This window comes from Actinophytocola sediminis, assembly GCF_054779715.1.
Genome location: NZ_BAAGXS010000020.1, coordinates 84,656 through 104,809 on the forward strand (window position 1 = coordinate 84,656; position 20,154 = coordinate 104,809).

22 protein-coding genes and 1 tRNA gene are annotated in these 20,154 nt (G+C 70.2%); 8 read left to right on the forward strand and 15 right to left on the reverse strand.

Annotation, left to right across the window (positions count from 1 at the left end; genetic code table 11):
* Positions 1-1,665 carry an arginine--tRNA ligase gene (argS, locus tag ACYVIP_RS13480; RefSeq protein ID WP_460395858.1) on the reverse strand — a complete coding sequence of 555 codons (1,665 nt, stop codon included), beginning with the start codon at positions 1,663-1,665 and terminating at the stop codon, positions 1-3.
* A 55-nt stretch (positions 1,666-1,720) separates the two neighbouring features.
* Here argS and ACYVIP_RS13485 point away from each other — a divergent pair, with 55 nt between their 5' ends.
* The 3 genes from ACYVIP_RS13485 to ACYVIP_RS13495 all read left to right on the forward strand — a co-directional run bounded on the left by ACYVIP_RS13485 (position 1,721) and on the right by ACYVIP_RS13495 (position 4,177).
* A complete protein-coding gene (locus tag ACYVIP_RS13485; protein WP_460395860.1) occupies positions 1,721-2,419 on the forward strand; it encodes a DUF3105 domain-containing protein in 699 nt (232 codons plus the stop codon).
* A gap of 139 nt (positions 2,420-2,558) precedes the next feature.
* Positions 2,559-3,443: a DUF3105 domain-containing protein gene (locus ACYVIP_RS13490; RefSeq protein ID WP_460395862.1), complete on the forward strand. Its 885-nt coding sequence runs from the start codon at positions 2,559-2,561 to the stop codon at positions 3,441-3,443.
* The gene (locus tag ACYVIP_RS13495) at positions 3,440-4,177 is read left to right on the forward strand and encodes a DUF305 domain-containing protein (RefSeq protein WP_460395864.1); all 738 of its coding nucleotides are present in this window, start codon (positions 3,440-3,442) and stop codon (positions 4,175-4,177) included. The genes ACYVIP_RS13490 and ACYVIP_RS13495 overlap by 4 nt, the downstream gene beginning before the upstream one ends.
* Before the next feature lies 1 nt (position 4,178).
* On the opposite strand, the gene ACYVIP_RS13500 is transcribed toward ACYVIP_RS13495, so the two are convergent.
* Both ACYVIP_RS13500 and ACYVIP_RS13505 read right to left on the reverse strand, forming a co-directional pair.
* A complete protein-coding gene (locus tag ACYVIP_RS13500) occupies positions 4,179-5,084 on the reverse strand; it encodes a cation diffusion facilitator family transporter (protein ID WP_460395866.1) in 906 nt (301 codons plus the stop codon).
* A 59-nt stretch (positions 5,085-5,143) separates the two neighbouring features.
* A complete protein-coding gene (locus ACYVIP_RS13505) occupies positions 5,144-6,796 on the reverse strand; it encodes an SDR family oxidoreductase (RefSeq protein WP_460395868.1) in 1,653 nt (550 codons plus the stop codon).
* Positions 6,797-6,866: 70 nt separating this feature from the next.
* Here ACYVIP_RS13505 and ACYVIP_RS13510 point away from each other — a divergent pair.
* Positions 6,867-6,939: transfer RNA gene (locus tag ACYVIP_RS13510), tRNA-Arg, on the forward strand.
* Positions 6,940-7,313: 374 nt separating this feature from the next.
* Here ACYVIP_RS13510 and ACYVIP_RS13515 read toward each other — a convergent pair.
* The 4 genes from ACYVIP_RS13515 to ACYVIP_RS13530 all read right to left on the reverse strand — a co-directional run bounded on the left by ACYVIP_RS13515 (position 7,314) and on the right by ACYVIP_RS13530 (position 10,272).
* Positions 7,314-8,072, reverse strand: coding sequence for a nucleotidyl transferase AbiEii/AbiGii toxin family protein (locus ACYVIP_RS13515; protein WP_460395870.1), 759 nt, complete (start codon positions 8,070-8,072; stop codon positions 7,314-7,316).
* Positions 8,069-8,773, reverse strand: a complete 705-nt coding sequence (locus ACYVIP_RS13520; RefSeq protein WP_460395872.1) for a helix-turn-helix domain-containing protein — start codon at positions 8,771-8,773, stop codon at positions 8,069-8,071. Before ACYVIP_RS13520 ends, ACYVIP_RS13515 begins: the two co-directional genes overlap by 4 nt.
* A gap of 117 nt (positions 8,774-8,890) precedes the next feature.
* Positions 8,891-9,670: an SGNH/GDSL hydrolase family protein gene (locus tag ACYVIP_RS13525; protein WP_460395874.1), complete on the reverse strand. Its 780-nt coding sequence runs from the start codon at positions 9,668-9,670 to the stop codon at positions 8,891-8,893.
* Between the two features lie 2 nt (positions 9,671-9,672).
* On the reverse strand, positions 9,673-10,272 hold the full coding sequence (locus ACYVIP_RS13530) for a TIGR03086 family metal-binding protein (protein WP_460395876.1): 600 nt from the start codon (positions 10,270-10,272) through the stop codon (positions 9,673-9,675).
* 51 nt (positions 10,273-10,323) lie between these two features.
* Here ACYVIP_RS13530 and ACYVIP_RS13535 point away from each other — a divergent pair, with 51 nt between their 5' ends.
* Entirely contained in the window at positions 10,324-10,791 is a 468-nt protein-coding gene (locus ACYVIP_RS13535; RefSeq protein ID WP_460395878.1) for a MarR family winged helix-turn-helix transcriptional regulator, read from the forward strand.
* On the opposite strand, the gene ACYVIP_RS13540 is transcribed toward ACYVIP_RS13535, so the two are convergent.
* The 7 genes from ACYVIP_RS13540 to ACYVIP_RS13570 form a co-directional block, all read right to left on the reverse strand.
* Positions 10,751-11,674: a hypothetical protein gene (locus ACYVIP_RS13540; RefSeq protein WP_460395880.1), complete on the reverse strand. Its 924-nt coding sequence runs from the start codon at positions 11,672-11,674 to the stop codon at positions 10,751-10,753. The genes ACYVIP_RS13535 and ACYVIP_RS13540 overlap by 41 nt on opposite strands.
* Before the next feature lie 80 nt (positions 11,675-11,754).
* Complete coding sequence (locus ACYVIP_RS13545; protein WP_460395882.1) at positions 11,755-12,294, reverse strand: RNA 2'-phosphotransferase; 540 nt, start codon at positions 12,292-12,294, stop codon at positions 11,755-11,757.
* Positions 12,295-12,406: 112 nt separating this feature from the next.
* Positions 12,407-13,276 (reverse strand): AraC family transcriptional regulator, encoded by an 870-nt coding sequence (locus tag ACYVIP_RS13550; protein ID WP_460395884.1) that lies wholly within the window; start codon positions 13,274-13,276, stop codon positions 12,407-12,409.
* Between the two features lie 86 nt (positions 13,277-13,362).
* The gene (locus ACYVIP_RS13555; RefSeq protein WP_460395886.1) at positions 13,363-13,944 is read right to left on the reverse strand and encodes an HD domain-containing protein; all 582 of its coding nucleotides are present in this window, start codon (positions 13,942-13,944) and stop codon (positions 13,363-13,365) included.
* Positions 13,945-14,043: 99 nt separating this feature from the next.
* Complete coding sequence (locus ACYVIP_RS13560) at positions 14,044-15,336, reverse strand: RNase A-like domain-containing protein (RefSeq protein WP_460395888.1); 1,293 nt, start codon at positions 15,334-15,336, stop codon at positions 14,044-14,046.
* Positions 15,337-15,338: 2 nt separating this feature from the next.
* Entirely contained in the window at positions 15,339-15,584 is a 246-nt protein-coding gene (locus tag ACYVIP_RS13565; protein ID WP_460395890.1) for a hypothetical protein, read from the reverse strand.
* A 178-nt stretch (positions 15,585-15,762) separates the two neighbouring features.
* Positions 15,763-16,608 carry a TetR/AcrR family transcriptional regulator gene (locus tag ACYVIP_RS13570; RefSeq protein WP_460395892.1) on the reverse strand — a complete coding sequence of 282 codons (846 nt, stop codon included), beginning with the start codon at positions 16,606-16,608 and terminating at the stop codon, positions 15,763-15,765.
* Positions 16,609-16,672: 64 nt separating this feature from the next.
* Between ACYVIP_RS13570 and ACYVIP_RS13575 the strand changes: the two genes are divergently transcribed.
* Entirely contained in the window at positions 16,673-18,397 is a 1,725-nt protein-coding gene (locus tag ACYVIP_RS13575; protein WP_460395894.1) for a right-handed parallel beta-helix repeat-containing protein, read from the forward strand.
* A 31-nt stretch (positions 18,398-18,428) separates the two neighbouring features.
* The gene (locus ACYVIP_RS13580; RefSeq protein WP_460395896.1) at positions 18,429-19,211 is read left to right on the forward strand and encodes a class I SAM-dependent DNA methyltransferase; all 783 of its coding nucleotides are present in this window, start codon (positions 18,429-18,431) and stop codon (positions 19,209-19,211) included.
* Here ACYVIP_RS13580 and ACYVIP_RS13585 read toward each other — a convergent pair.
* A complete protein-coding gene (locus ACYVIP_RS13585; protein WP_460395898.1) occupies positions 19,208-19,831 on the reverse strand; it encodes a TetR/AcrR family transcriptional regulator in 624 nt (207 codons plus the stop codon). The genes ACYVIP_RS13580 and ACYVIP_RS13585 overlap by 4 nt on opposite strands.
* Positions 19,832-19,941: 110 nt before the next feature.
* On the opposite strand from ACYVIP_RS13585, the gene ACYVIP_RS13590 reads away from it, so the two are divergent.
* Positions 19,942-20,154 carry a hypothetical protein gene (locus tag ACYVIP_RS13590; protein ID WP_460395900.1) on the forward strand — a complete coding sequence of 71 codons (213 nt, stop codon included), beginning with the start codon at positions 19,942-19,944 and terminating at the stop codon, positions 20,152-20,154.

Genomic DNA, 20,154 nt, shown 5'->3' on the forward strand with positions numbered 1-20,154 from the left:
TCACATCCGTTCCGGCGCGGACACGCCGAGCAGCGCGAGCCCGTTGGCCAACAGTTGGCGCGCGGCGGCGCACAGCGCGAGCCGGGCGGTGGTCAGCGGGGTCGCGGTCTCGTCGCCCTGGGGCAGGATCCGGCAGCTGTCGTAGAACTTGTGGTACGCGCTGGCCAACTCCTCGAGGTAGCGCGCGATCCGGTGCGGTTCGCGCAGCGCGGCCGCGGTCGCCACCACCTTCGGGAAGTCGCCGATCGTGCGGATCAGCTCGCCCTCCCGCTGGTGGGTGAGCAGGCCGAGGTCGACTCCCTCGGCGCTGTCGGGCACCGCGATGCCCAGCTCCCGCGCGTTGCGCACCAACGAGGCCAGCCGGGCGTGCGCGTACTGCACGTAGTACACCGGGTTGTCGCTGGTCCGCCTGCTCCACAGGTCGAGGTCGATGTCCAGCGTCGCGTCCGCGGAGGACCGGACGAGCGCGTAGCGGGCGGCGTCCACGCCGACCGCGTCCACCAGGTCCTCCATGGTCACCACGGTGCCGGCCCGCTTGCTCATCCGCACCGGCTTGCCGTCGGCGACCAGGTTGACCATCTGTCCGATGAGGACCTCGACGGTGTTCGGGTCGTCGTCCAACGCGGCGGCCGCCGCCTTGAGCCGGGCGATGTAGCCGTGGTGGTCCGCGCCGAGCATGTAGATGCACAGGTCGAACCCGCGGCGACGCTTGTCCCGGAAGTAGGCGATGTCCCCGGCGATGTAGGCCGGGTCGCCGTCGGACTTGATCGCCACCCGGTCCTTGTCGTCACCGAACTCGGTGGTGCGCAGCCACCACGCGCCGTCGGCCTCGTACAGGTGGCCGTGCGCCTTGAGCTCCGCGATCACCTCGCCGACCTGACCGGAGGCGTGCAGCGAGTCCTCGTGGAAGAAGACGTCGAAGTCGGTGCCGAAGTCGTGCAGGCTGCGCTTGATCTCCGCGAACATCAGCCCGACGCCGATGCGCCGGAAGGTCTCCGCGCACTCGTCCGCCGGCAGCGACAGCGTGTTGGGCTCGCTGCGCAGCACCTCGGCGGCCACGTCGGACAGGTAGGCGCCCGCGTAGCCGTCGGCCGGTGGCGGCTCGTCCCTCGCCGAGGCGATCAGCGAGCGGACGAACCGGTCGATCTGCGCGCCCGCGTCGTTGAAGTAGTACTCCCGGACCACCTCCGCGCCCTGCGCGGACAGCACCCGGCCGAGCGCGTCGCCGGCCGCGGCCCAGCGGGTGCCGCCGAGGTGCAGCGGGCCGGTCGGGTTGGCCGAGACGAACTCCAGGTTGATCCGCTGGCCGGCGTGCGCCTCGCCCCGGCCGTAGTCCGCGCCCGCGGCCAGCACCTGGCGGACGATCTCGCCCTGGGCGTCGGCGGCCAGGCGCAGGTTGATGAACCCCGGGCCGGCGACCTCGGCGCTCGCCACCCCGTCGCGCCCGGCGATGGCCTCGGCCAGCCAGCCGGCCAGCTCACGCGGCGCGACGCCGACCTTCTTGGCCACCTGGAGGGCGACGTTCGTGGCGTAGTCGCCGTGGTCGGGATTTCGCGGGCGCTCGATGGTCACGGTCGGCGGCAGTGCGGCGCCGTCGAGATCTCGGCTGGTCAGCACGTCCACGGCGACAGCGCGGACGAGGTCGGCAAGAGCGGCGGGAGTCACCCGCAGAAGTCTAGGTAGCCCGAACCTACCGGCCGGAGCGGCCTCGACCATAGGATTGACCGGGGGGTTTCCGGACCGGGAGACGATCAGTATCAACACCGCGCGCACGGCCGCCGTCCTGGCCGCCATCACCCTGCTCGCCGGCTGTACCAGCCGCAGCGCCGAGGACCCAGACCCGTCGACGACCTCGACGCCCTTCCAGCCGGCGCCGGACAACCAGGACCCGTCGACCGACATCGAGGGCGTCGAACTGGCCGACCACCAGGGCGGCTTACACGCCCCACCGGACCGGCGGGTGGCCTACGACCGGCATCCACCGGTCGGCGGCATGCACGACGAGGTGTGGGCCAACTGCAACGGCGCGGTGTACGACCGCGCGGTGCGCACCGAGCACATGGTGCACGCGCTCGAACACGGTGCGGTCTGGATCGCCTACGACCCAGCCGCGCTGTCGCCGGAGGAGGTCGCCCTGCTCGCCGAGCGGGTCGACGGCCAGCCCTACCTGATGCTCTCCCCCTACCCCGGCATCGAGCCGCCGATCGCACTGCAGGCGTGGAACCACCAGCTGCGGGTGGCCGGGGCCGACGACGAGCGGATCGACCAGTTCATCCGCGCACTGCGGGACAACGAGTACACGACCCCGGAGCCGGGGGCGCCGTGCGAGACCGACCCCGCGATGTTCGACCTGACCAACCCGCCGCCGTTCGATCCGAGCCCGCCCGGCCCGGACGCCGTGCCGGTCGACGGAGTGTGAACAGACGGGGTGTGAACAGACGGGGTGTGAACAGGCCGTGACCGGCGGCCGTTGACACCGAGCCCACACCGGGTCCTTACACTTACCCGCTGGGGTGTGTACATCCGGTAAGAGTGGTACGAGACGAGGTCCGAGACCGGTGGCGAGCGGGACGAAGAGCAAGGGCACCAGCAAGCCCAAGAACAAGAGCGGCGCCAAGGGGCGCTCCCGTTCGGCGCTGTCCCGACCGAAACGGCCGAAGCCGTGGGGCACGATCGCCGCGGTACTCGCGGTCGTCCTGCTGGCCGGCGGCGTTTTCACTTATGCCTTCTTGCAGATCAACGAGAAGGAGAAGTGGGTCGCCTCGGAGGAGAACCCCGACCCGTCGGAGAACATCAGTGACGTGCAGCGGGAGGAGTACGAGTCCGGCCAGCACGTGACCCCCGACCAACGGGTCGCCTACGACCAGTCACCGCCCTTCGGCGGCCCGCACGACCAGGCGTGGGCCGCGTGCAGTGGCGTGGTCTACGACACCGCGGTGCGCAACGAGAACATGGTGCACTCGCTGGAGCACGGCTCGGTGTGGATCGCCTACAACCCGGACAAGGTCAAGGGCGGCGACCTGGACAAGCTCAAGTCCATGGTCGAGGGCAAGCCGTACATGATGATGTCGCCCTACCCCGACCTCGACCGGCCGATCTCGCTGCAGTCGTGGGGCCACCAGCTCAAGCTGGACCGCGCGGACGACTCGCGGATCGACGAGTTCATCCGCTCGCTGCGGGAGAACCAGTACCAGAACCCGGAGCCCGGCGGCCGGTGTGACGTCGACGGCACGGGCTTCGACCCGGCCAACCCGCCGCCCTTCGTGCCGGAGGCGCCCGGCGCGGACGCGGTGAAGATGGACGGCACCGGCGCGACCGACGAGTCCCAGCAGGAACAGCAGGGCCAGCAGCTGCCCCCGGCGCCGCCGGCCACCGGCGGTGAGACCCCGCCGCCAGCAGCGCCCCCGGCGACCGGCACAGGCGCGCCCCCGCCCAGCCAGTGACCGAGCGCGACCGAGACCCCAACGTCGAGAACGAGGACGAGGACGGCTACGAGGCCCCGCCGCGCGGCGGGGCCGGCAGCCGGGTGCTGATCATCATCGCCGGCATGGTGGCCGTGCTGCTGGTGGGCGCCGCCGGCGGCATGCTGCTCACGTTGTCCAGGGCGGAGAACTCGACGCCCGGGCCGGACTCGGTCGACGTCGGGTTCGCCCAGGACATGCGGGTGCACCACCTGCAGGCGGTCACCATGGCCGGCATCGAACGCGACCGCTCCGAGGACGGCGAACTGCGGCGGCTGGCGTTCGACATCGAGTCCACCCAGCTCGCGCAGTCCAGTGAGATGGCGGGCTGGCTGACCGTGTGGGGCAGGCCGAGCCTGCCGGAACCCAGTGCCGGTCACATGGAGTGGATGTCCCAGGGCGGTAGCCACGAGCACACCGACGCGCTGGGCAAGACCACCACCGGCGCGGTCGACCGGATGCCCGGGATGGCCACCTCCGAGGAGCTGGACCGGCTGCGCGCGGCGACCGGCCGCCAGCTGGACGTGTTGTTCCTGCAACTGATGCTGCGCCACCACCAGGGCGGGCTGCAGATGGCCGAGTACGGCGCGGCGCACGCGAGCGCCGGCTACGTGCGGAACCTGGCGAAGAAGGTCGTGTCCAGCCAGGTGTCCGAGGTGAACCAGCTGACCGACATGCTCGCCAAGCGGGGCGCCCAGCCGCTGCCGCCCGCCTGACCTACCAGTGCAGCTCGTGGCAGCCGCCGGCCGCCTCGTCGGTCTCGACCTGCAGTGTGGCGTGCTCGATCTGGTACTCCTCGGCCAGCAGGCCGCGCGCCGAGGCGAGCACGCCGGACTGGTCGACGCCGGGTTCGACGGCCACGTGCGCGGAGGCCACCTCCATGCCGGAGGTCAGCGTCCAGACGTGCACGTCGTGGACCTCGCTGACGCCGTCGATGGCGCACAGTGCGGTGGTGAGCGCGTCGACGTCGACCCGTTCCGGGGCGTGCTGGAACAGGATCCGCAGCGCGCGGCGAGCGAGAGTCCAGGTGCGCGGCAGGACGAACAGGCCGATGGCGGCGCCGATGATCGGGTCGGCGTAGCGCCAGCCGAACAGCAGCGTGACCAGCCCGCTGACCAGCACGCCGACCGAGCCGACGAGGTCGGCGAGCACCTCGAGGTAGGCGCCGCGCAGGTTGAGGCTCTCCTTGGCCCCCGCGCGCAGCAGCAGGAACGCGACGACGTTGGCGGCCAGGCCCGCGAGCGCCACGAGCACGACGGTCAGCCCGGGGACCGCCGGTGGGTGCCGGAACCGGTCGATGGCCTCGTACAGCACGTAGAAGGCGACCCCGAACAGCAGCACGGCGTTGGCCAGCGCGGCGAGCACCTCGGCGCGGTAGAGCCCGAAGGTGCGGTCGGCCTTCCGCCGGGCGCGGCGGGCGGCCAGGATCGCCGCGAGGGCCAGGCCGACGCCGATGACGTCGGTGAGCATGTGCGCGCCGTCGGAGAGCAGGGCGAGTGAGGAGGTGGTGACGGCGACGGTGAGCTCGAGCACCATGAAGGCCGCCGTGATCGCGAACGCGATGGCCAGCCGGCCGACATGCCGTCCGGACGCGCTGACCGCGTGCCCGTGCCCGTGACCCATCTACCGGCTCCTTTCACTCCCGCCGGCCGAACATATAGTCACATGCGCATGAGTGCAACTCAGGATCGGTCGACCCAGCGGGCGATCGCCCGGGTGGTCGCCGGCAGGAACCGCGCCCCCACCGCGCCGACCTGGGCCTCCGGCGTCACCGGCACGACCAGCCGCGCCGAGGAGATCGCCGCGACGACTGCGGCGGCGACCTTCTCCGGCCCGTAACCGCGCCTGCGGTAGGCGGCGGTGGCCGAGGTCTGGCGGCGGCGCTCCTCGGCCGGATCGGTGCCGGCGAACCGGGTGGTCGCGGTGATGTTGGTGTGCACGATGCCCGGGCAGATCGCACTGACCCCGATGCCGGCCGGCCGCAGCTCACCGGCCAGGCACTGGGCGAGCATGAGCACACCGGCCTTGGTGGTGCCGTAGGCGGGCAGCGACGGCAGCGGCAGGAACCCGGCCGCCGAGGACGTGACGATGACGTGGCCGCCCTCCCCCCGCTCGACCATGCCCGGCAGGAACGACCGGAGGGTGTGGATGACGCCCCAGAGGTTGGTGTCCAGGACCCGGCGCCAGTCCTCGACCGAGGTCTGCAGGAACCCGCCGCTGACCCCGACACCGGCGTTGGCCATGACGAGGTCGGGCACGCCGTGCTCGGTGAGCACGTGGTCGGCCAGGCGGGCGGTGGCCGCGCCGTCGGCGACGTCGAGTTGGTAGGCCGAGCCGCCGACATCGCCGGCCGTCCGCTGCGCGGAGCCGAAGTCGAGGTCGACACAGAGCACGTGCGCGCCGTTGTCGGCGAGCGCGTGGGCGGTGGCCCGCCCGATCCCGCTCCCCGCGCCGGTGACCAGGGCGAGCTGCCCGGCCAACGCCGGCTGCTCCTGGCCGACCCGAGCCCTGGCCAGCTCACGCGGTGGCGGCTCACCGTCCACGTGGTCGGCGAAGTCGGCGATCATCCTGGCGACCGCGTCCGGGTGGGTGCGCGGCGCCCAGTGCCCGGCGACCAGCTCACGCCGGTAGAGCCGGTCACACCAGGCGTCGGCGGCGGCCAGCAACGGCGGGGTGACGTAGCGATCCCGGGTGAGCGCGATCTGCTGGACCGGCACCGAGATCCGCCGCGCGCGGTGGGTGACCCGGCCCATGTTGGCCCGGTAGAGCCGCAGCCCGTTGCGGGCGTCCCGGTAGTCGGCGGCGAAGGTGCGCCGCAGACGTCGGCTGCGCCAGACCAGTTCGGGGATCACCGGCACCTGAAACGCCCCGATGTACCAGGAATGCGCGAGCTGGCTGGCGACGGCACGCGGCCGCCGGGGCCAGGAGCGCAGCCAGTGGGCGATCTGCCCGAGCTCGGGCCCGGAGATCGAGGTGAACGACCGGAAGAGCCCGGGTTCGATGGCGGCCCAGGCCTGGATGGAGCCCCAGTCGTGACCGACCAGGTGAACCGGCCCGTCCGCCACCGCCCGCGCGACGGCCGAGAGATCGGCGGCGAGAGCGGACAGCTGGTAGCCGCCGGTGGTGTCCGGCGTGTCGGAGTTCCCGTGGCCGCGGACGTCGTAGGTGACGACGTGAAACCGCTCGGCGAGCCGGCTGGCGACGTCGGTCCAGACGGTGGCGTTGTCCGGGTAGCCGTGCACGAGGATGACGGTCGGGGCGGCGGGTGAGCCGCGTTCGTAGACCGCCAACCGCAGCCCGCCGGACTCGACCCAACGCTGTCGTACCCCATTCATGCGGCCACGGTAGCCGCCGCCGGGCGGGCGGACCGGATGCGCTAAGCTGCGTGCGTCCCAAGGACGACGGGCCCTTGTAGCTCAGGGGATAGAGCACTGCCCTCCGGAGGCAGGTGTCGCAGGTTCGAATCCTGCCAAGGGCGCCCCACATCAGACATACAGAAACCGCCGCTGACCAGCACGAACACCGGTCAGCGGCGGTTCTCGTTCTACCCGGCTAACGCTGGCCTTCTGTGGACGTTTACGGACACCGCACGGACGCGCTCACGGGACGGTCTGTGCCCTAGAGCTTCCTGAACGCGTCGCCGGTTCGCCACGTCCTGGCCGTACAGGCAGGCGGCGTAGACCTCCATCAGAACGAACAACCTGTCAGCCACGTGCTTACGGCCGCGTGCCGCAGGTCGTAGGGACGACCGGCTAGCTAACAGAGCTGTCAGATCGCCTCGCCTTACCCAACCCCGCCCACTCGGCCACCGTTACCGGGTCCACACCAGCCGACAACCAGGCGGGCAGAGCGCTATCGGGTGCGGAGCATCTCCCACACTGCAAACCCGTCCTCCCCGTGCTGGCCCAGAAGTCGCCACGACGGGTGGCTCGCATCGTCCAGGGCTGTGGCGGGGGTCAGGCGAAGACGGCTTGTGGCGGGACTTTCCAGCAGCTCGTCGGGGTCGTCGGACAGCGACAGCAGGAAGGCGATGTCGTCCAGGTGCCGCGAACGACCGGCATCGGTGCGGCCGGGCAGATTCATCGCCTTGAGCTTGATGTCCACGGCGGTCAGAAGGTCGGGAATGAACAGCGGTGCTGTCCGGTCGGCGTAGTTCGCCTCGACGGAGCACGTGTTCTGGAGGGCTTTTCGCCCACCTGGTACCTGGACGGTTCTGCCCGCCGGAGTGCTCAGCCTGGTGGCCGCTCGTTCGCCGACATTGTCGGGCGCGAGGATGTCCACCTCGACGCGTTGGCTGTTCACGTACCGATGTGCCAGTCCTTCGGCGCTGACGTCCTTCACCTCGAAACCGAGACGGCCGAGCGCCGCGTGTGCCTTCTCGATCACACGGACGTTGAGAGTGATATCGAAGACCAGGTCGATGTCTTCGGTGTACCGGTGCGGGGCGCGTCCGACGACCAGGCCATGCAGGTAGACCATCTGACCACCGATGACCGTCCACGGCTTGGGTAGCTCGGCGGCTAGATCCATCAGGACCGGCCAGAGCACTTCGTCGCGGTTGTTCGCCAGCGGAGGTAGGCGTACCGATCCAAGATGTGGTGTGGTGCTCATCGCGCCTCGTCGAGGTTGGCGAGCAGGTGACCTGCGGCGTTCACGGAACGCTCGTCGCCGGCGTCAGCGAGGTCAGCCGCCACTGCCGCAGGTGGCGCGAAGCCGGCATGTGCGTCGTCGAACGACAAGGCCGACGGGATACGTGGTACGCGAACCAGCACGTTCGATGCCTCTGGAGCGAGGTTGATTCGCTTCGCCTCAACCAACTCCTGGAACAACTCGTCCTCGATGTAGAGCTCGACGTCGTCCGCATCGCCCATCAGGTTCAGGCCATAGTGCATGGCAGCCGACACACCACCGACCGCCACACGCGGACCCTCCCGTAGGCGCTTGAGCGGACCAGGCAACATGCGCGCGCGATACGCGTCAGCCCGGCCGGCCAGCGTGCGCGGCCACTTCTCGAGAGCCACCCGGGCTGCGTACTTTCGCAGCCGACTGCGCTCAGCCGGCGACAACCATGGCGCGCGCACACCGCTGAGCCACCACAGCAGACCCCAGGCCATCCGCGGGGACAGCGGGCGTCCCGCCGCCGGACGGATGACGTGGGCTCGTCGATACACGGAGTCGGCATCGACGAGCAGCTCCCGCCCTACACAATGTGCGTCGAGCTGTCCACTGTGCACCAGCTCGCGGACACGGTGGGGCGAGACGGCGAGTTGCCGCGCGGCGTCGGCGACCGCGAGGAACTGGGCTGGACTCATGGCACCCCTCTCGTCCTGAACATTTTACACAATACCCCATGCGAGCGGGGGTATTGCGTATATATGTCCAGCTAGTAGACGTGTGCGGCACGAACGACCCAGCGCGACCCGCACGCTCTACTGGCGCACGGCGGCCTCGATGACGGTCCAGCCGAGGTGCTTGCCGTTTCGTCCGTCGCCGGAGGAGCGGTTGCGGAGACGGCGATGGACCCAGGGCAGCACGTGCTCCCAGTAGTAACGGGCCTCCGCGAGGAGCCGGCGCGCCTCGGGCAGTCCCGAGTCGCCAGGCACGGATGCCGCCTCGACGCCGAGAGCCGTCAGCACCAGACCGGCCACCCGCTGGTGGCCGGACGCGTTGAGGTGCAGTCGGTCGGCGGACCAGTAGCACGGCCGGCGGATCTCGGGGTCGTGGAACACATCCACGAACAGCACACCGTGGGTCGCCGCCAGTTCGGCGACGCGCAGGGTGAGCTCCGCACCCCGTCGTCGGATCAGCCGGCCGAGCGGAAGCCGGTCCGACGGGTCTGCGCCGCTGAGCAACACCAGTCGCACCCCCGCGTCCGCACAGCGACGGACCACCCTGCCGGTCAGCTCCAGCAGCTGTTCGACGTCGGTACGCGGCCGCAACATGTCGTTGCCACCGCCGTTGAGCGTCATCAGGGTGGGCGCCGGCCGAAGTGCCATGGCGGCCTCCAACTGCCCGGTCACGATCGGTTCGAGCCGACGCCCCCGCACAGCCAGGTTGGCGTACTGGACGGTGTCACCCGTGGCGCCGGCGAGTCCCGCCGCCACCAGGTCAGCCCACCCCCGCACCGAGCCGTCCGGCAGTTCATCACCACACCCCTCGGTGAAGCTGTCGCCGATCGCCACGTATCGCCGCGCACGCACGTCGGACATCCCTACCGGACCTCGGCCGGCGCGTCCTGGCCCGTCCAGTTCGAGTCGCGGCCGAGCAGGGCCAGGACGCGTGCCCAGCCGGTTGACTCCTCCGCCACCGGCAGGACGGCAGCGAACGGCGCGTCGGGGGTGGCGCGGGCGGCCCCGGCGGGGACGAGCTCTGCCTGGGCGCGGGCGGCGAGGACCAGCTCCTCGTCGTAGGTGACGTCGATGCCGAGGCTGGCGGCGACGTCCCAGCCGTGCACCAGCGTGTCGAGCAGGTGGAAGCCGATCACGGTGTGGAGGGGGAACCGGCGGTCACCGAACTCCGCCAGCAGCACCGGCCGGTCTGGATCGGCAGCGGCGAACGAGGCCGCCACGACCGCCACGCCGGCGTCGCGGGCGTCGATCGACGGCGCACGTGGGGCGAACGCCCCGGCCGGCACGTCGGCCAGCACCGCGGCCGCGAAGCCGTGGTCCTGGCCGATCATGTGCGCCAACAGCGCCCGCAGATCCCAGCCCGCGCAGGGGGTCTGGCGGTCCAGGTCGACGGGGCGGACCCGCGCGACGATCGGCCGGATGGTGTCGAGTGCGTGACGGTGAAGATCCCTGATGTTCTGCATGCGCTAACCATCTACCATGGTAGACGATTGGTCAATAGGTACCATCACGCCATGACGGGACAGCGCCATGACCTTGGAGCGTCGTTCGCCCGCCTGGCCAGGGCGATGATCGAGGCCGAAACGCCGATCCTGAACGCGCACGGCGTCGAGATGTGGGACTACGTCGTCCTGAGCGCACTCGAGTCCGGTGCGGCGCCGACCCAGTCGGAGCTGGCGACGACGGTGTACCGGGACAAGACACGACTCATCCCGATCCTGGACCGGCTGGAGGCCCGGGGGCTGCTCACCCGTACCCCCGACCCGACCGACCGGCGCAACCGGGTGGTCGCGCTGACCGACGACGGCCGGGCCGTGCTCAACACCTGCGGCGCGGACATCCGCGCGATGGAGGCCGACTTCCTGACCTCGGTGCCGACCGCGAGACGCCACACCTTCATCGAGGTACTCGACCAACTGGCCGACCAGGTCATCAAGCCGGCTACGGGACCGTCGCGACGGAACGGATCATCGAGCGCGTGAGCAGCAGCCCGGACAGGGTCGCGGCGAGGGAGACCGCCACGAGCAGGAGACTGACGCGGCCCTGGTTGCTGAGCGCGATGTGGGTCGGTCCAGCGGTGACGATGACGCTGGTGCCGATCCAGGCCAGGACGAGCGGGCCCACCAGCCGCCGGTCTCCCCGCCACCACCGCAGGGCGGGCACGGCGATGGCGCCGGCCAGCACGAGCATGCCGGTCGCGAGCAGGGCGGTTCGCTGGGCGACCGTGTCGAAGCCAGCCGGACCGCCCCAGCTCGACCCGGTCACCGTCCACGCGAACAGCACCGCCGCGTATCCGGCGGCCGCGATCGCGGCGGTGGTCATCGTGCGCCGGTGCGGGGACGCGGTGACCGGCAGTTGTGTCATGCGCAGCCGGAACATCTCGGGCCAGCGTTCCCTGGCATGACCGACGAACGCGGCCGGCAGTCCGATCGCCTGCACCGCGAAGCCCCCGTAGACCAGGGCGTACACCCAGCCGTGGAGTCCGTTGTCGACCGGCGCGGCGGACCCACCCGCGAACGCCTGCGCGGCCAGGCCAAGCGGCAGCCCGAGCGCGATCGGCGCCAGGAGCCCGGTGGCCACCCAGATGGGTCCGGCCACCAGCCACGCCGGCAGTCGGCGACCCCATGGGTAGGTCAACGCCACCACCAGCGCGATCGCGAACACCTCCATGCCCGCCGTCACCACATCGCCAACGAGGTGCCGCACGTCCAGCAGCTCCGCCGCGCCCGCCGCGTCGGCGGCACCGACGGAACTACCGAGCAGCCACAACACCTTAAGCACCAGATAGGGCACAGTGGACACGATCGTGACCCAACAGATCACCAACCGGGCGCTGGCAGGAGGCGCCTCCCGAACAGTGGTCATCGATGCCTCCTTTCAGGACACAACCTCCCACCACGCCCCTGAGACGACGCTGAGAGACCCGTTCGCGGGCGATACGGTCCTCAGTGGAGGTACTCCGGCGGCACCGCGCCGACGAGCCAGACCTCGTTGGCACTGACCCGAAAGGTGTGTCCGGCGGCGGTCATGGCCGCCGCGTCGACGGTCAGCACGACCGGCTTCCCACGACGGGCGCCGACGCGCGTGGCCGTGGCCTGATCGGTCGACAGGTGCACGTCGTGGCGCGCCATCGGCCGCAGGCCCTCCTGCCTGATCTGCGGCAGGAACCGCTCCGTGGTGCCGTGGAACAGCACGTCGGGCGGCGTCGCCACCGGCAAGTCGAGATCGACCTCGACGGTGTGCCCCTGGTTCGCCCTGATCCGCAGGCCGGTCTCGTCGAAGCCGTAGCGCTGCTTGTCGTTGGCCGCGACCACGTGCGCCAGCTCCGCCGGGGTGAGCGGGAAACCGTTGCGCGCGCACGCCGCCAGCAGCTCGTCGACGTCCACCCAGCCACCGCTGTCCAGGACGAGGCCGAGGCGCGCTGGCTGATGGCGCAGGTGTTTGGCCAGATACTTCGAGATCCGTACCGTCCGCTGCTCGTCCACGCGCGGAGTGTGCCACCTCGGCGCCACGGGCCAGACGTTGTCGGCAGCGGCGGCGGGCGGCGCCCCCGAGCAGAGGGGACGCCGCCCGCCGGTCTGACCGCGGGAGCGCCGGTCAGGTCGGCTCGACGGGCAGCCACAGTTCGCAGGTGGCAGTGCTGAAGTCGGCCGTGCGGTCGAGGACCGCGACGATCGACGGTCCCGGCCGCAGCCGCCACGGGTTGGCGGGGAACCACTCGGTCGCGGTCGCGGCCCAGGTGTTCTGCAGGGTCTGCGGATAGGGCCCGGCGGTGCGGAAGACCGCCCACCTGCCAGCGGGCACCTCGATCGCGTCCAGGTCGGCGGGCGCCGGGGTGTCCTGGGTGACGGCGACCCCGTGCACGTAGGTCAGCTCGCTGCCCTCGGTGCTGTCGGGGTCGAGGTCGTCGCAGATCTGCAGGATGCCGGCCGGTTCGGCGTTGCCGAGGGCCTTCAGCCGCGGGTGCGCCTCCTGCGGCAGCGCGGTGATGTGCTCCTGGATGTGCGGGTTGACGCCGTGGTGGATCAGCGGAACCCGGGTCGCGTGGCCGACGAGCCGGAAGGTGGGGCGGTCGACGATGCGGGTGTCCATGGGGATGTTCCCTTCGACGGTCAGGCGGAACCTGAGTTGCGGTTGTGTGCGAAGGGGGCCGCCGTCGCGGCGCACGTCACCGGGACCGGCGCCGTGGACCGCCCGGAACGCCCGGCCGAACGCCTCGGTCGAGCCGTACCCGTGACGGACCGCGACACTCAGCAGATCATCCTCACCGCGGACGACGTCGGCGGCGGCCACTGTCATCCGCCGCCGGCGCACGTACTCCGACAGCGGCATGCCCGCCAGTGACGAGAACATCCGGCGCAGGTGGTACTCGGTCGTGCCGAGCCTCCTGGACAGTCCGCGGACGTCGAACTCCTCGGTGAGGTGCTCCTCGACGAGGTCGACGAGCTGGTTGAGTGCCGAGATCACAACGCCACCCCCTTCGACCTCAACTCTGGCCGAGGGCACCCCGGCCGCACCCGATCGCGGCGGTCCGATCCGATCATGCGGTTCCGTCAGTCGGTGAGGTGGCGGAACTCGGTGCGCCAGGTGCCGTACCAGTCGTGGAACCACGGGTGGCGTTCGGCGAGCGGCAGGACGGACCGCACGGTCTCGGCGTAGTAGGCGCGGCGTTTCTCGGGTCGCGGATGGGTGTCCAGCCGTTGGACGTTGCTCAGCCGGTCGGCGAGCTTCACCAGGATCGCGTCGTCCGGGGCGTCGCGCAGGCGGTCCAGATAGGCGGCGCGCGCCTGCTCACGGCTCGTGCCTTCGCCGCGCGGCGGTTTGGTCACCCAGTCGACGAGGGTCGCCACGCGGTCACCGAAGCGTGCCCGGACCTCGTCGAGTGTGCACGCGGTGTCCTCGACCACGTCGTGCAGCACGGCGGCGCGCAGGATGTCGACGTCGGTCACCCCGATGGCCGCGACGAGCACACAGGTCGCCTCCAGCAGGTGGTCCAGGTACGGCTCGCCCGCCGGTCGGGTCTGATCGCCGTGCCAGCGCGCCGCGAAGGCCGTGGCCTCGGCCAGCGCGGCCTGGTCGGTGCCCGGGAGGCGCTGTCGCAGGGTGGGCCAGTCCGCCGCCGTGAAGGTCCGCATCACCGACCGGCCTCCCCCGGCGGTGGGCTTCCCGGCGGCCCATCGACGACCATCGGCTCTCCTCCTGGTTCAGATGTCGCACAAGGCGGATGAATCAGGTCAGTACGTGGGAAATGCGGTCACCAGCCGGAAACCGGCCGGCGGAACGAAGACCAGTGTGACGCGTACTCGGTAGTAGTTCTGGGGAACCTTTTCCTGATGATGGTAATCATCGCGACTCAGCCCCCAACCGATCGGGTCGGGGAACTCGGTGTCCGGAAGTGACCACGGGCGCTCGGCCGCCGCACTGTTTGGATACCGCTGACACAGTTTGATCCACGCATCGATGTCCCTGCGGTGCTGGTCGATCGCCTTCTGGATCGCCTCCTGTGCGGTGGCTTCGTCAGAGAATGTGGACGCCCCGTCGATGAGCGGGTCCGCCACCAGCCGGTCCCACAGTTTGTCGTCTGAAACATTGACGTGGTCACGTTTGATGTGCGTGTTCCACGAGGGATCCTTCGAGAAGTCAACCTGGTACCGCCCGGATCCGCCGCTCGATCCACCGGGGCCGACAATGTTCCAGAGCGCCCACAGCGCCCCGAGGACCGGGACGAGCCACCAGTATTTCAGGATCAGGTCCTTGAATCCGGTCCAGATCTTCTCCCAGAGGCCGGGTGGGATCTGCGGAGCAGGCACCTGCACCTGCCCCAGTTCCGCCAGCAGTTGGTGTAAAGCGGTTACCTCAGCGGGATCCACATGCGGCAGGATCGATTCCCACGGATTGTTCGGATCGAACCAGCCCGGCACCGCCGGTATGACCGAAGGCGTGCTCGGGACGACGACGTTCAGCATTGTCCGTTCGGGCGTGTCGATTAGCCGGGCAAGCCCGTCACCGGTGTTGGTGTCAATAATGTCCGCGTCCCGAAGAACGTGTGCCGCGTCGCGAAGACAGCTGGCGACCAGCGGCACGAGTTCCGGCGTGGCCGGTTCGTACTGGAAGGCGACCATCCGCTGCCGGACATCGGCATGGACCGCGCCGGCCAACCGCAACTCATCGCTCATGTCACGCAGCAGAGTCGCCACGAAATGGAACCGGTCCCGGTCCTCGTCCACGCCCTGGCCGACCGTCGTGACACAGGTGGCGGCGGCCTCCGCAGCAACACCATGCCACGACATCGGGAGACCACTGCGCCCTACCAGGATCACGTCGGCACCATGCCGCCGGATCCTTACCCCGGCCGCGTCGAACGACTCGGCCAGGAAGGCGACTTCCGCGGGCTCACCCGGCAGTCGGTCACCACACAGACGACATCCCTCGGCGAGCACGGACGTCAGGGTCTCCTCAGTGAGGACATCGGCGAGGAAGTCAAGACGCCGTGCCCGGTCGACGAGTTGGCCGCTGTTGATCTGCATCGTCACCCACCGCCCAGTGCCGCGACGACGTTCCCGTCGATCGCCTCGTAAGCGGTGGCGCTGTGGTGGATTCCCTCTCCCAGGGTCGCGATCACGTCGACGTGGGTACCGAGCAGACCGAACAGCTGATCCTGCAGGCGGGTGAAGATCCGGCCGCAGTCGGTACTCGGGAAACTCGCCCCGCCGTCGCGGGTCTCGCGGTCCCACTGGTTGCGGGTGTTTCTGACCTCGTCCGCCAGTTCATCCAACCGGGTACCGTGCCGCTGGAGAGCTCCGGACACCCAGAATCCATTCTCCATATCTCACTCCCACCGCGCGAAACCATCAAGTCAGCGGGTTGGATCCGGCGATGATGCAATGGGTTCCGGTCATTCTTGTCATGCGAAGTAATGACTTTCCACGTGAATCGGCGTGTGCATGGCCTCGTCAGCCGCGGCGGCGTTGCCGGTAGGCGCGTTGTTGACAGGCGCGTGAGCAGTACACGCGGGGTCTCCCGGAGGCCGGTTGCGGGACCGGGTTCCCACACATCAGGCATGTTACATCACGGATTTCATCACGATGTTCGGCGATGAGCGCGGCGATGCCGTCGAGCACGCGGGCCAGCCCGAACTCGAACGGGTCCACCGGCTCGTCGTAGCCACCGGCCTCCCACAGGGCCGTGAGCGCGGGATAGCGGCCGAGACGCTGGTAGAGCGCGTCGCGAGCGCCCCACCACGCGCTCTCACTCACCCCGCTGTTGCGCTCCTGGCGCGCGATCTCCACCAGCGCGAGCGCCTCGGCGTCGACGAACCGGCCGACCAGGTTCACCGCGGCGACCACCTGCGCGGGGGCCAGGCCGGCGTCCGCGACCGTGCCGAGCATGCGGTCGTAGGTGGCGATGACGTTGGGGCCGGGCAGATGACGGCTGCCGCGCACCTCGGCCAGCCAGGGATGCCGCCGGCGCAACTCCCAGCCCGCGCGGGCACACGACGCCAGTCGCGTCCGCCAGTCGCCGTCGGTGGTGATCGGGGCGGTCTCGGCGTGCACGGCGTCGAGCATGAGGTCGACCAGCTGGTCACGGCCCGGCACGTGCCGGTAGAGCGACATGGTGGTGAAGCCGAGCCGCTCGGCGACCTTGCGCATCGACAGCCCGTCCAGGCCATCGGCGTCGGCCAGTTCGATGGCCGCGCGCACGATCCTGGCCAGGCTCAGCCCTGGGCGCGGCTCCTGCTCGCGCTCGCGCCACAGCAGCTCCAGCCCGTGATCGGGATCGGCCGCCTGGTCGTCGGTCATTGAGTTCCTCTCGTCTATGGTGTTATATCTTGTGTACACCGTAAACACGAAGTGAGGTTGTTGCATGTCGGAGTTCTTCGTCGATCCAGCTGGTGACGACGCCTGGCCGGGCACCGAGCGCCAGCCGTTCGCCACGCTCGACCGAGCCGCGCGCGCCGCCAGGGAGGCCACCGGCGCGGTCGTCGTTCAGCTCAGGGCCGGCCGGCACGTGCTGGACCGGACACTGGTGCTCGACACGGGGAACATCGTCGTCCAGGCGTACGGCCACGGGACCGCGGCCATGGAGGAGGCCGTGCTCAGCGGCGGCCGGCTGATCACCGGCTGGCAGGTACGCGCCGACGGTACGTGGACCGCCGAGGTCGGCGACCTGGACACCCGCCAGCTCTACGTCGACGGCCGCCGGGCCGAGCGCGCCGCCATCGACAACCTCCCCGGCACCGTCACCAGCACGGAGACGGGTTACGTCACAGACGTCACGCTCGACTGGCAGAGCCCGGGCGACGTGGAGTTCGTCTACCGGGGCGTCTACCCGTGGACCGAGGCCCGGTGCGCGGTGGCCGTCACCGCCGTCACCGACGGCGCCACGACCATCACGATGGCCCAGCCCACCTTCGCCCGCGCCAACGACCTGTACCACTTCGCGTGGGAGGGGCAGACCACGCGCGGCCCCGGGACGCCGACCCGGGTGGAGAACGACCCCACCTTCCTCACCGAACCCGGCACCTTCGTCCTCGACCGCGCCCACCAGGACCAGCACGTCCTGCGCTACCTGCCACGCACCGGCGAGCACCCCGAGACCACACAGGTGATCGCCCCGGTGCTGGAGACGTTGCTCCACGTCACCGGTGCCACCGGCGCGGAGCTCCGCGGGCTGGTCTTCGCCGACGCCACGTGGCTGCGCGCCGACGGCTTCCTGCACTACCACGGAAACGGCTACTACCAGGGCGGTCCGGTCGACAAGGTCACCGTCGTACCGGACCAGGCATGGGTGACCGTCCCGCGCGAATCGGCGCTGATCCCGGCCTGCGTGCGCGTCGAGGACAGCACGGACGTGCGCGTCGACGGCTGCCGGTTCACCCGGCTGGGCGCCGCCGGGCTCGGTCTCACCAACAGCACGAACCTCGTCGTGCGCCGCTGCGACTTCGACACCCTGGCGGGCTCCGGTGTCACGGTCACCGGCGGCCGGAACATCCTGATCGAGGACAACCGCGTCCACCACGTCGGCCTGGAGTTCGCCGGCTCCCCCGGCATCGCGATCAGCGACACCCACGAGTGCACCGTGGCGCACAACGAGATCACCGAGGTCCCGCACTGCGGCATCGTTGGCGGACCGGCCAGGGGCACCCGCATCCTGCACAACCTCGTCACGAACACCATGCGACGCCTGGCCGACGGCGGCGGCGTCTACCTGTCCGGCCAACAGGGCGACGCGCACGACGACGGGGCGATCGTCCGCGGCAACGTCATCACCGACACCCACACCGCGTACAACTTCGGGCTGTACACCGACTACGGCGCCGCCTGGGTCATCGTCGAGGACAACGTCGTCCTGCGCGCCGACACCACCGCCGTGCTGCACGTGACCCCACCGCTGGACAACGTCGTCTACCGGCGCAACATCTGGGACGCCGACCCGCTTGGCAGCGACGCCGTGCCACCCGGGGTCACCTACGAGGACAACACCACCGTCGCCGACCCCGCCGCACTCGACGCGGCCACGCTGGCCATCCGGCAACGGGCCGGCCTGACACACCCTCGCGAAACCCTTGCCCAAAAAGGAAATGCGTAGCGACAGTCGTCAGGCGTAGCGTCCGGGAACCATGAGCGATGAGGTGACCGCGACCGGCGACGACCCAGCCGACGGCTGGTTCCCGGAGAGTGTGGCCGCGACCTACGACGGCCCGGACAGCGCGAACGTGCCCGAGGCGGTGACACTCACGGTGGACCTCCTGGCGGAGCTGGCCGACGGCGGCCCGGTGCTCGAGTTCGCCGCCGGGACCGGGCGGATCGGCGCCCCGCTGGCCGCGCGTGGGCTGCCGGTGAGCGGAATCGAGCTGAGCCAGGCGATGGCGTCGCGGATCGCGACCAAACCCGGCGGCGAGGCGGTCGACGTCACGATCGGCGACATGACCTCCACCCGGGTGGCCGGCGAGTTCTCGTTGGTATATCTGGTGTTCAACACGATCAACAACGTGCACACCCAGGATGGGCAGGTCGACGTCTTCCGGAACGCGGCCGCACATCTGCGGCCGGGCGGGCTGTTCCTCATCGAGGTCGGCCTGCCTCGGCTGCGCCGCCTGCCGCCAGGGCAGGACACCGTCCCGTTCGCGGTGCGGCCAGGGCAGGCGAGCGGCTACGTCGGGTTCGAGCAGTACGACGTGGTGACCCAGGAGTTCACGTCGAACCACGTGACCGTGTCGCCGGACGGGACGGGGCATTTCCGCCGCCTTCCGTTCCGGTACGCCTGGCCGGCCGAGATGGACCTCATGGCGCGCATCGCCGGCATGACCCGCAAGCACCGCTGGGCGGACTGGGACCGCTCGGCGTTCACCGCCGACAGCACCAAACACGTGTCGGTCTGGGAAAACACCCTCGGCGACTAGTCCGACCGCTCGGACAGGCCGGCCAGCGTCTCCCCGAGCCGGCGGGACGCGAGGTGCTGGGCGTGTTCCGGGGTGATGTTCCCGGTGACGGTGAGCCCGGCGAGGCCGACGCTCAGTGCGAGCAACTCGTGGGCCTCGGGCAGGAACGTCGACGGCTCGGGCCCACCAGGACACCCGGCCTCGCGTAGCAGCAGGGCGATCAGGTCGGCCAGCTCGTCGTAGCCGCGCGTGAGCCGCTCCCGCAGCGCGGGCCGAGACATCGCGTAGACCTCGAATGCCTGCGCGATACGGAAAACCCTGCGGTCCTCCGCCGCACGCGGGATCAACTCGCCGAGCAGTGCGCCGAGCACCTCCGCCGGCTCGCCGGCGAGCCGATCGCGCACTCGGGACGTGCCGCGGTCGTTGATCGCGCGGAACGCCTCGGACAGCAGATCGTCCTTGGTGGGGAAGTAGTGCTGGACCCGGCCGACGGACACGTCCGCCTGGTGGGCCACGTGCCGGATGCTGACCTGTTCGGTTCCCGCAGTGTCGATGATGGTGAACACGGCGTCGAGGATGCCGCGACGGCGCTCGTCGTGCGCCACGCCCGGACCGCGCCCGGCGGGCCGTTCACTGCTCATGGCCACCTCCTTCTCAAGACGATCGTACTGATTTGACGCCCTATGGATGTCCGGACTACGGTGCCAGCAGATCGGTACGATCGTATTGATTAGATGCGAGGGAGCGGGTCATGATCGAATTGCTGGGCGTCCTCCTGGTAGTGCAGGGCGGGGGCGGGGTGATCAACAACCTGTTCACCGAATCGACGAGTTGGTTCGCGTTGAACTACCTGGGCCTGCCGACACCGCTGACACTGCTCGGACATACGTTGCTGCTGGCCGCCGGGCTACTGCTGGTGGCACGGAGCAGGAACGCGGCACGGCCGAAGAGCCGGGCGCGCTGA

Bases quoted from the DNA above. Each gene is read 5' to 3' on its own strand.
- ACYVIP_RS13555 (WP_460395886.1), bottom strand. From the start codon at position 13,944: ATGCGGACCTTCACGGCGGCGGACTGGCCCACCCTGCGACAGCGCCTC.
- ACYVIP_RS13570 (WP_460395892.1), bottom strand. From the start codon at position 16,608: ATGACCGACGACCAGGCGGCCGATCCCGATCACGGGCTGGAGCTGCTG.
- ACYVIP_RS13530 (WP_460395876.1), bottom strand. From the start codon at position 10,272: ATGCAGAACATCAGGGATCTTCACCGTCACGCACTCGACACCATCCGG.
- ACYVIP_RS13590 (WP_460395900.1), top strand. From the start codon at position 19,942: ATGATCGAATTGCTGGGCGTCCTCCTGGTAGTGCAGGGCGGGGGCGGG.
- ACYVIP_RS13500 (WP_460395866.1), bottom strand. From the start codon at position 5,084: ATGGGTCACGGGCACGGGCACGCGGTCAGCGCGTCCGGACGGCATGTC.
- ACYVIP_RS13520 (WP_460395872.1), bottom strand. From the start codon at position 8,773: ATGAGTCCAGCCCAGTTCCTCGCGGTCGCCGACGCCGCGCGGCAACTC.
- ACYVIP_RS13515 (WP_460395870.1), bottom strand. From the start codon at position 8,072: ATGAGCACCACACCACATCTTGGATCGGTACGCCTACCTCCGCTGGCG.
- ACYVIP_RS13525 (WP_460395874.1), bottom strand. From the start codon at position 9,670: ATGTCCGACGTGCGTGCGCGGCGATACGTGGCGATCGGCGACAGCTTC.
- ACYVIP_RS13540 (WP_460395880.1), bottom strand. From the start codon at position 11,674: ATGACCACTGTTCGGGAGGCGCCTCCTGCCAGCGCCCGGTTGGTGATC.
- ACYVIP_RS13535 (WP_460395878.1), top strand. From the start codon at position 10,324: ATGACGGGACAGCGCCATGACCTTGGAGCGTCGTTCGCCCGCCTGGCC.
- ACYVIP_RS13505 (WP_460395868.1), bottom strand. From the start codon at position 6,796: ATGAATGGGGTACGACAGCGTTGGGTCGAGTCCGGCGGGCTGCGGTTG.
- ACYVIP_RS13585 (WP_460395898.1), bottom strand. From the start codon at position 19,831: ATGAGCAGTGAACGGCCCGCCGGGCGCGGTCCGGGCGTGGCGCACGAC.
- ACYVIP_RS13580 (WP_460395896.1), top strand. From the start codon at position 18,429: ATGAGCGATGAGGTGACCGCGACCGGCGACGACCCAGCCGACGGCTGG.
- ACYVIP_RS13560 (WP_460395888.1), bottom strand. From the start codon at position 15,336: ATGCAGATCAACAGCGGCCAACTCGTCGACCGGGCACGGCGTCTTGAC.
- ACYVIP_RS13575 (WP_460395894.1), top strand. From the start codon at position 16,673: ATGTCGGAGTTCTTCGTCGATCCAGCTGGTGACGACGCCTGGCCGGGC.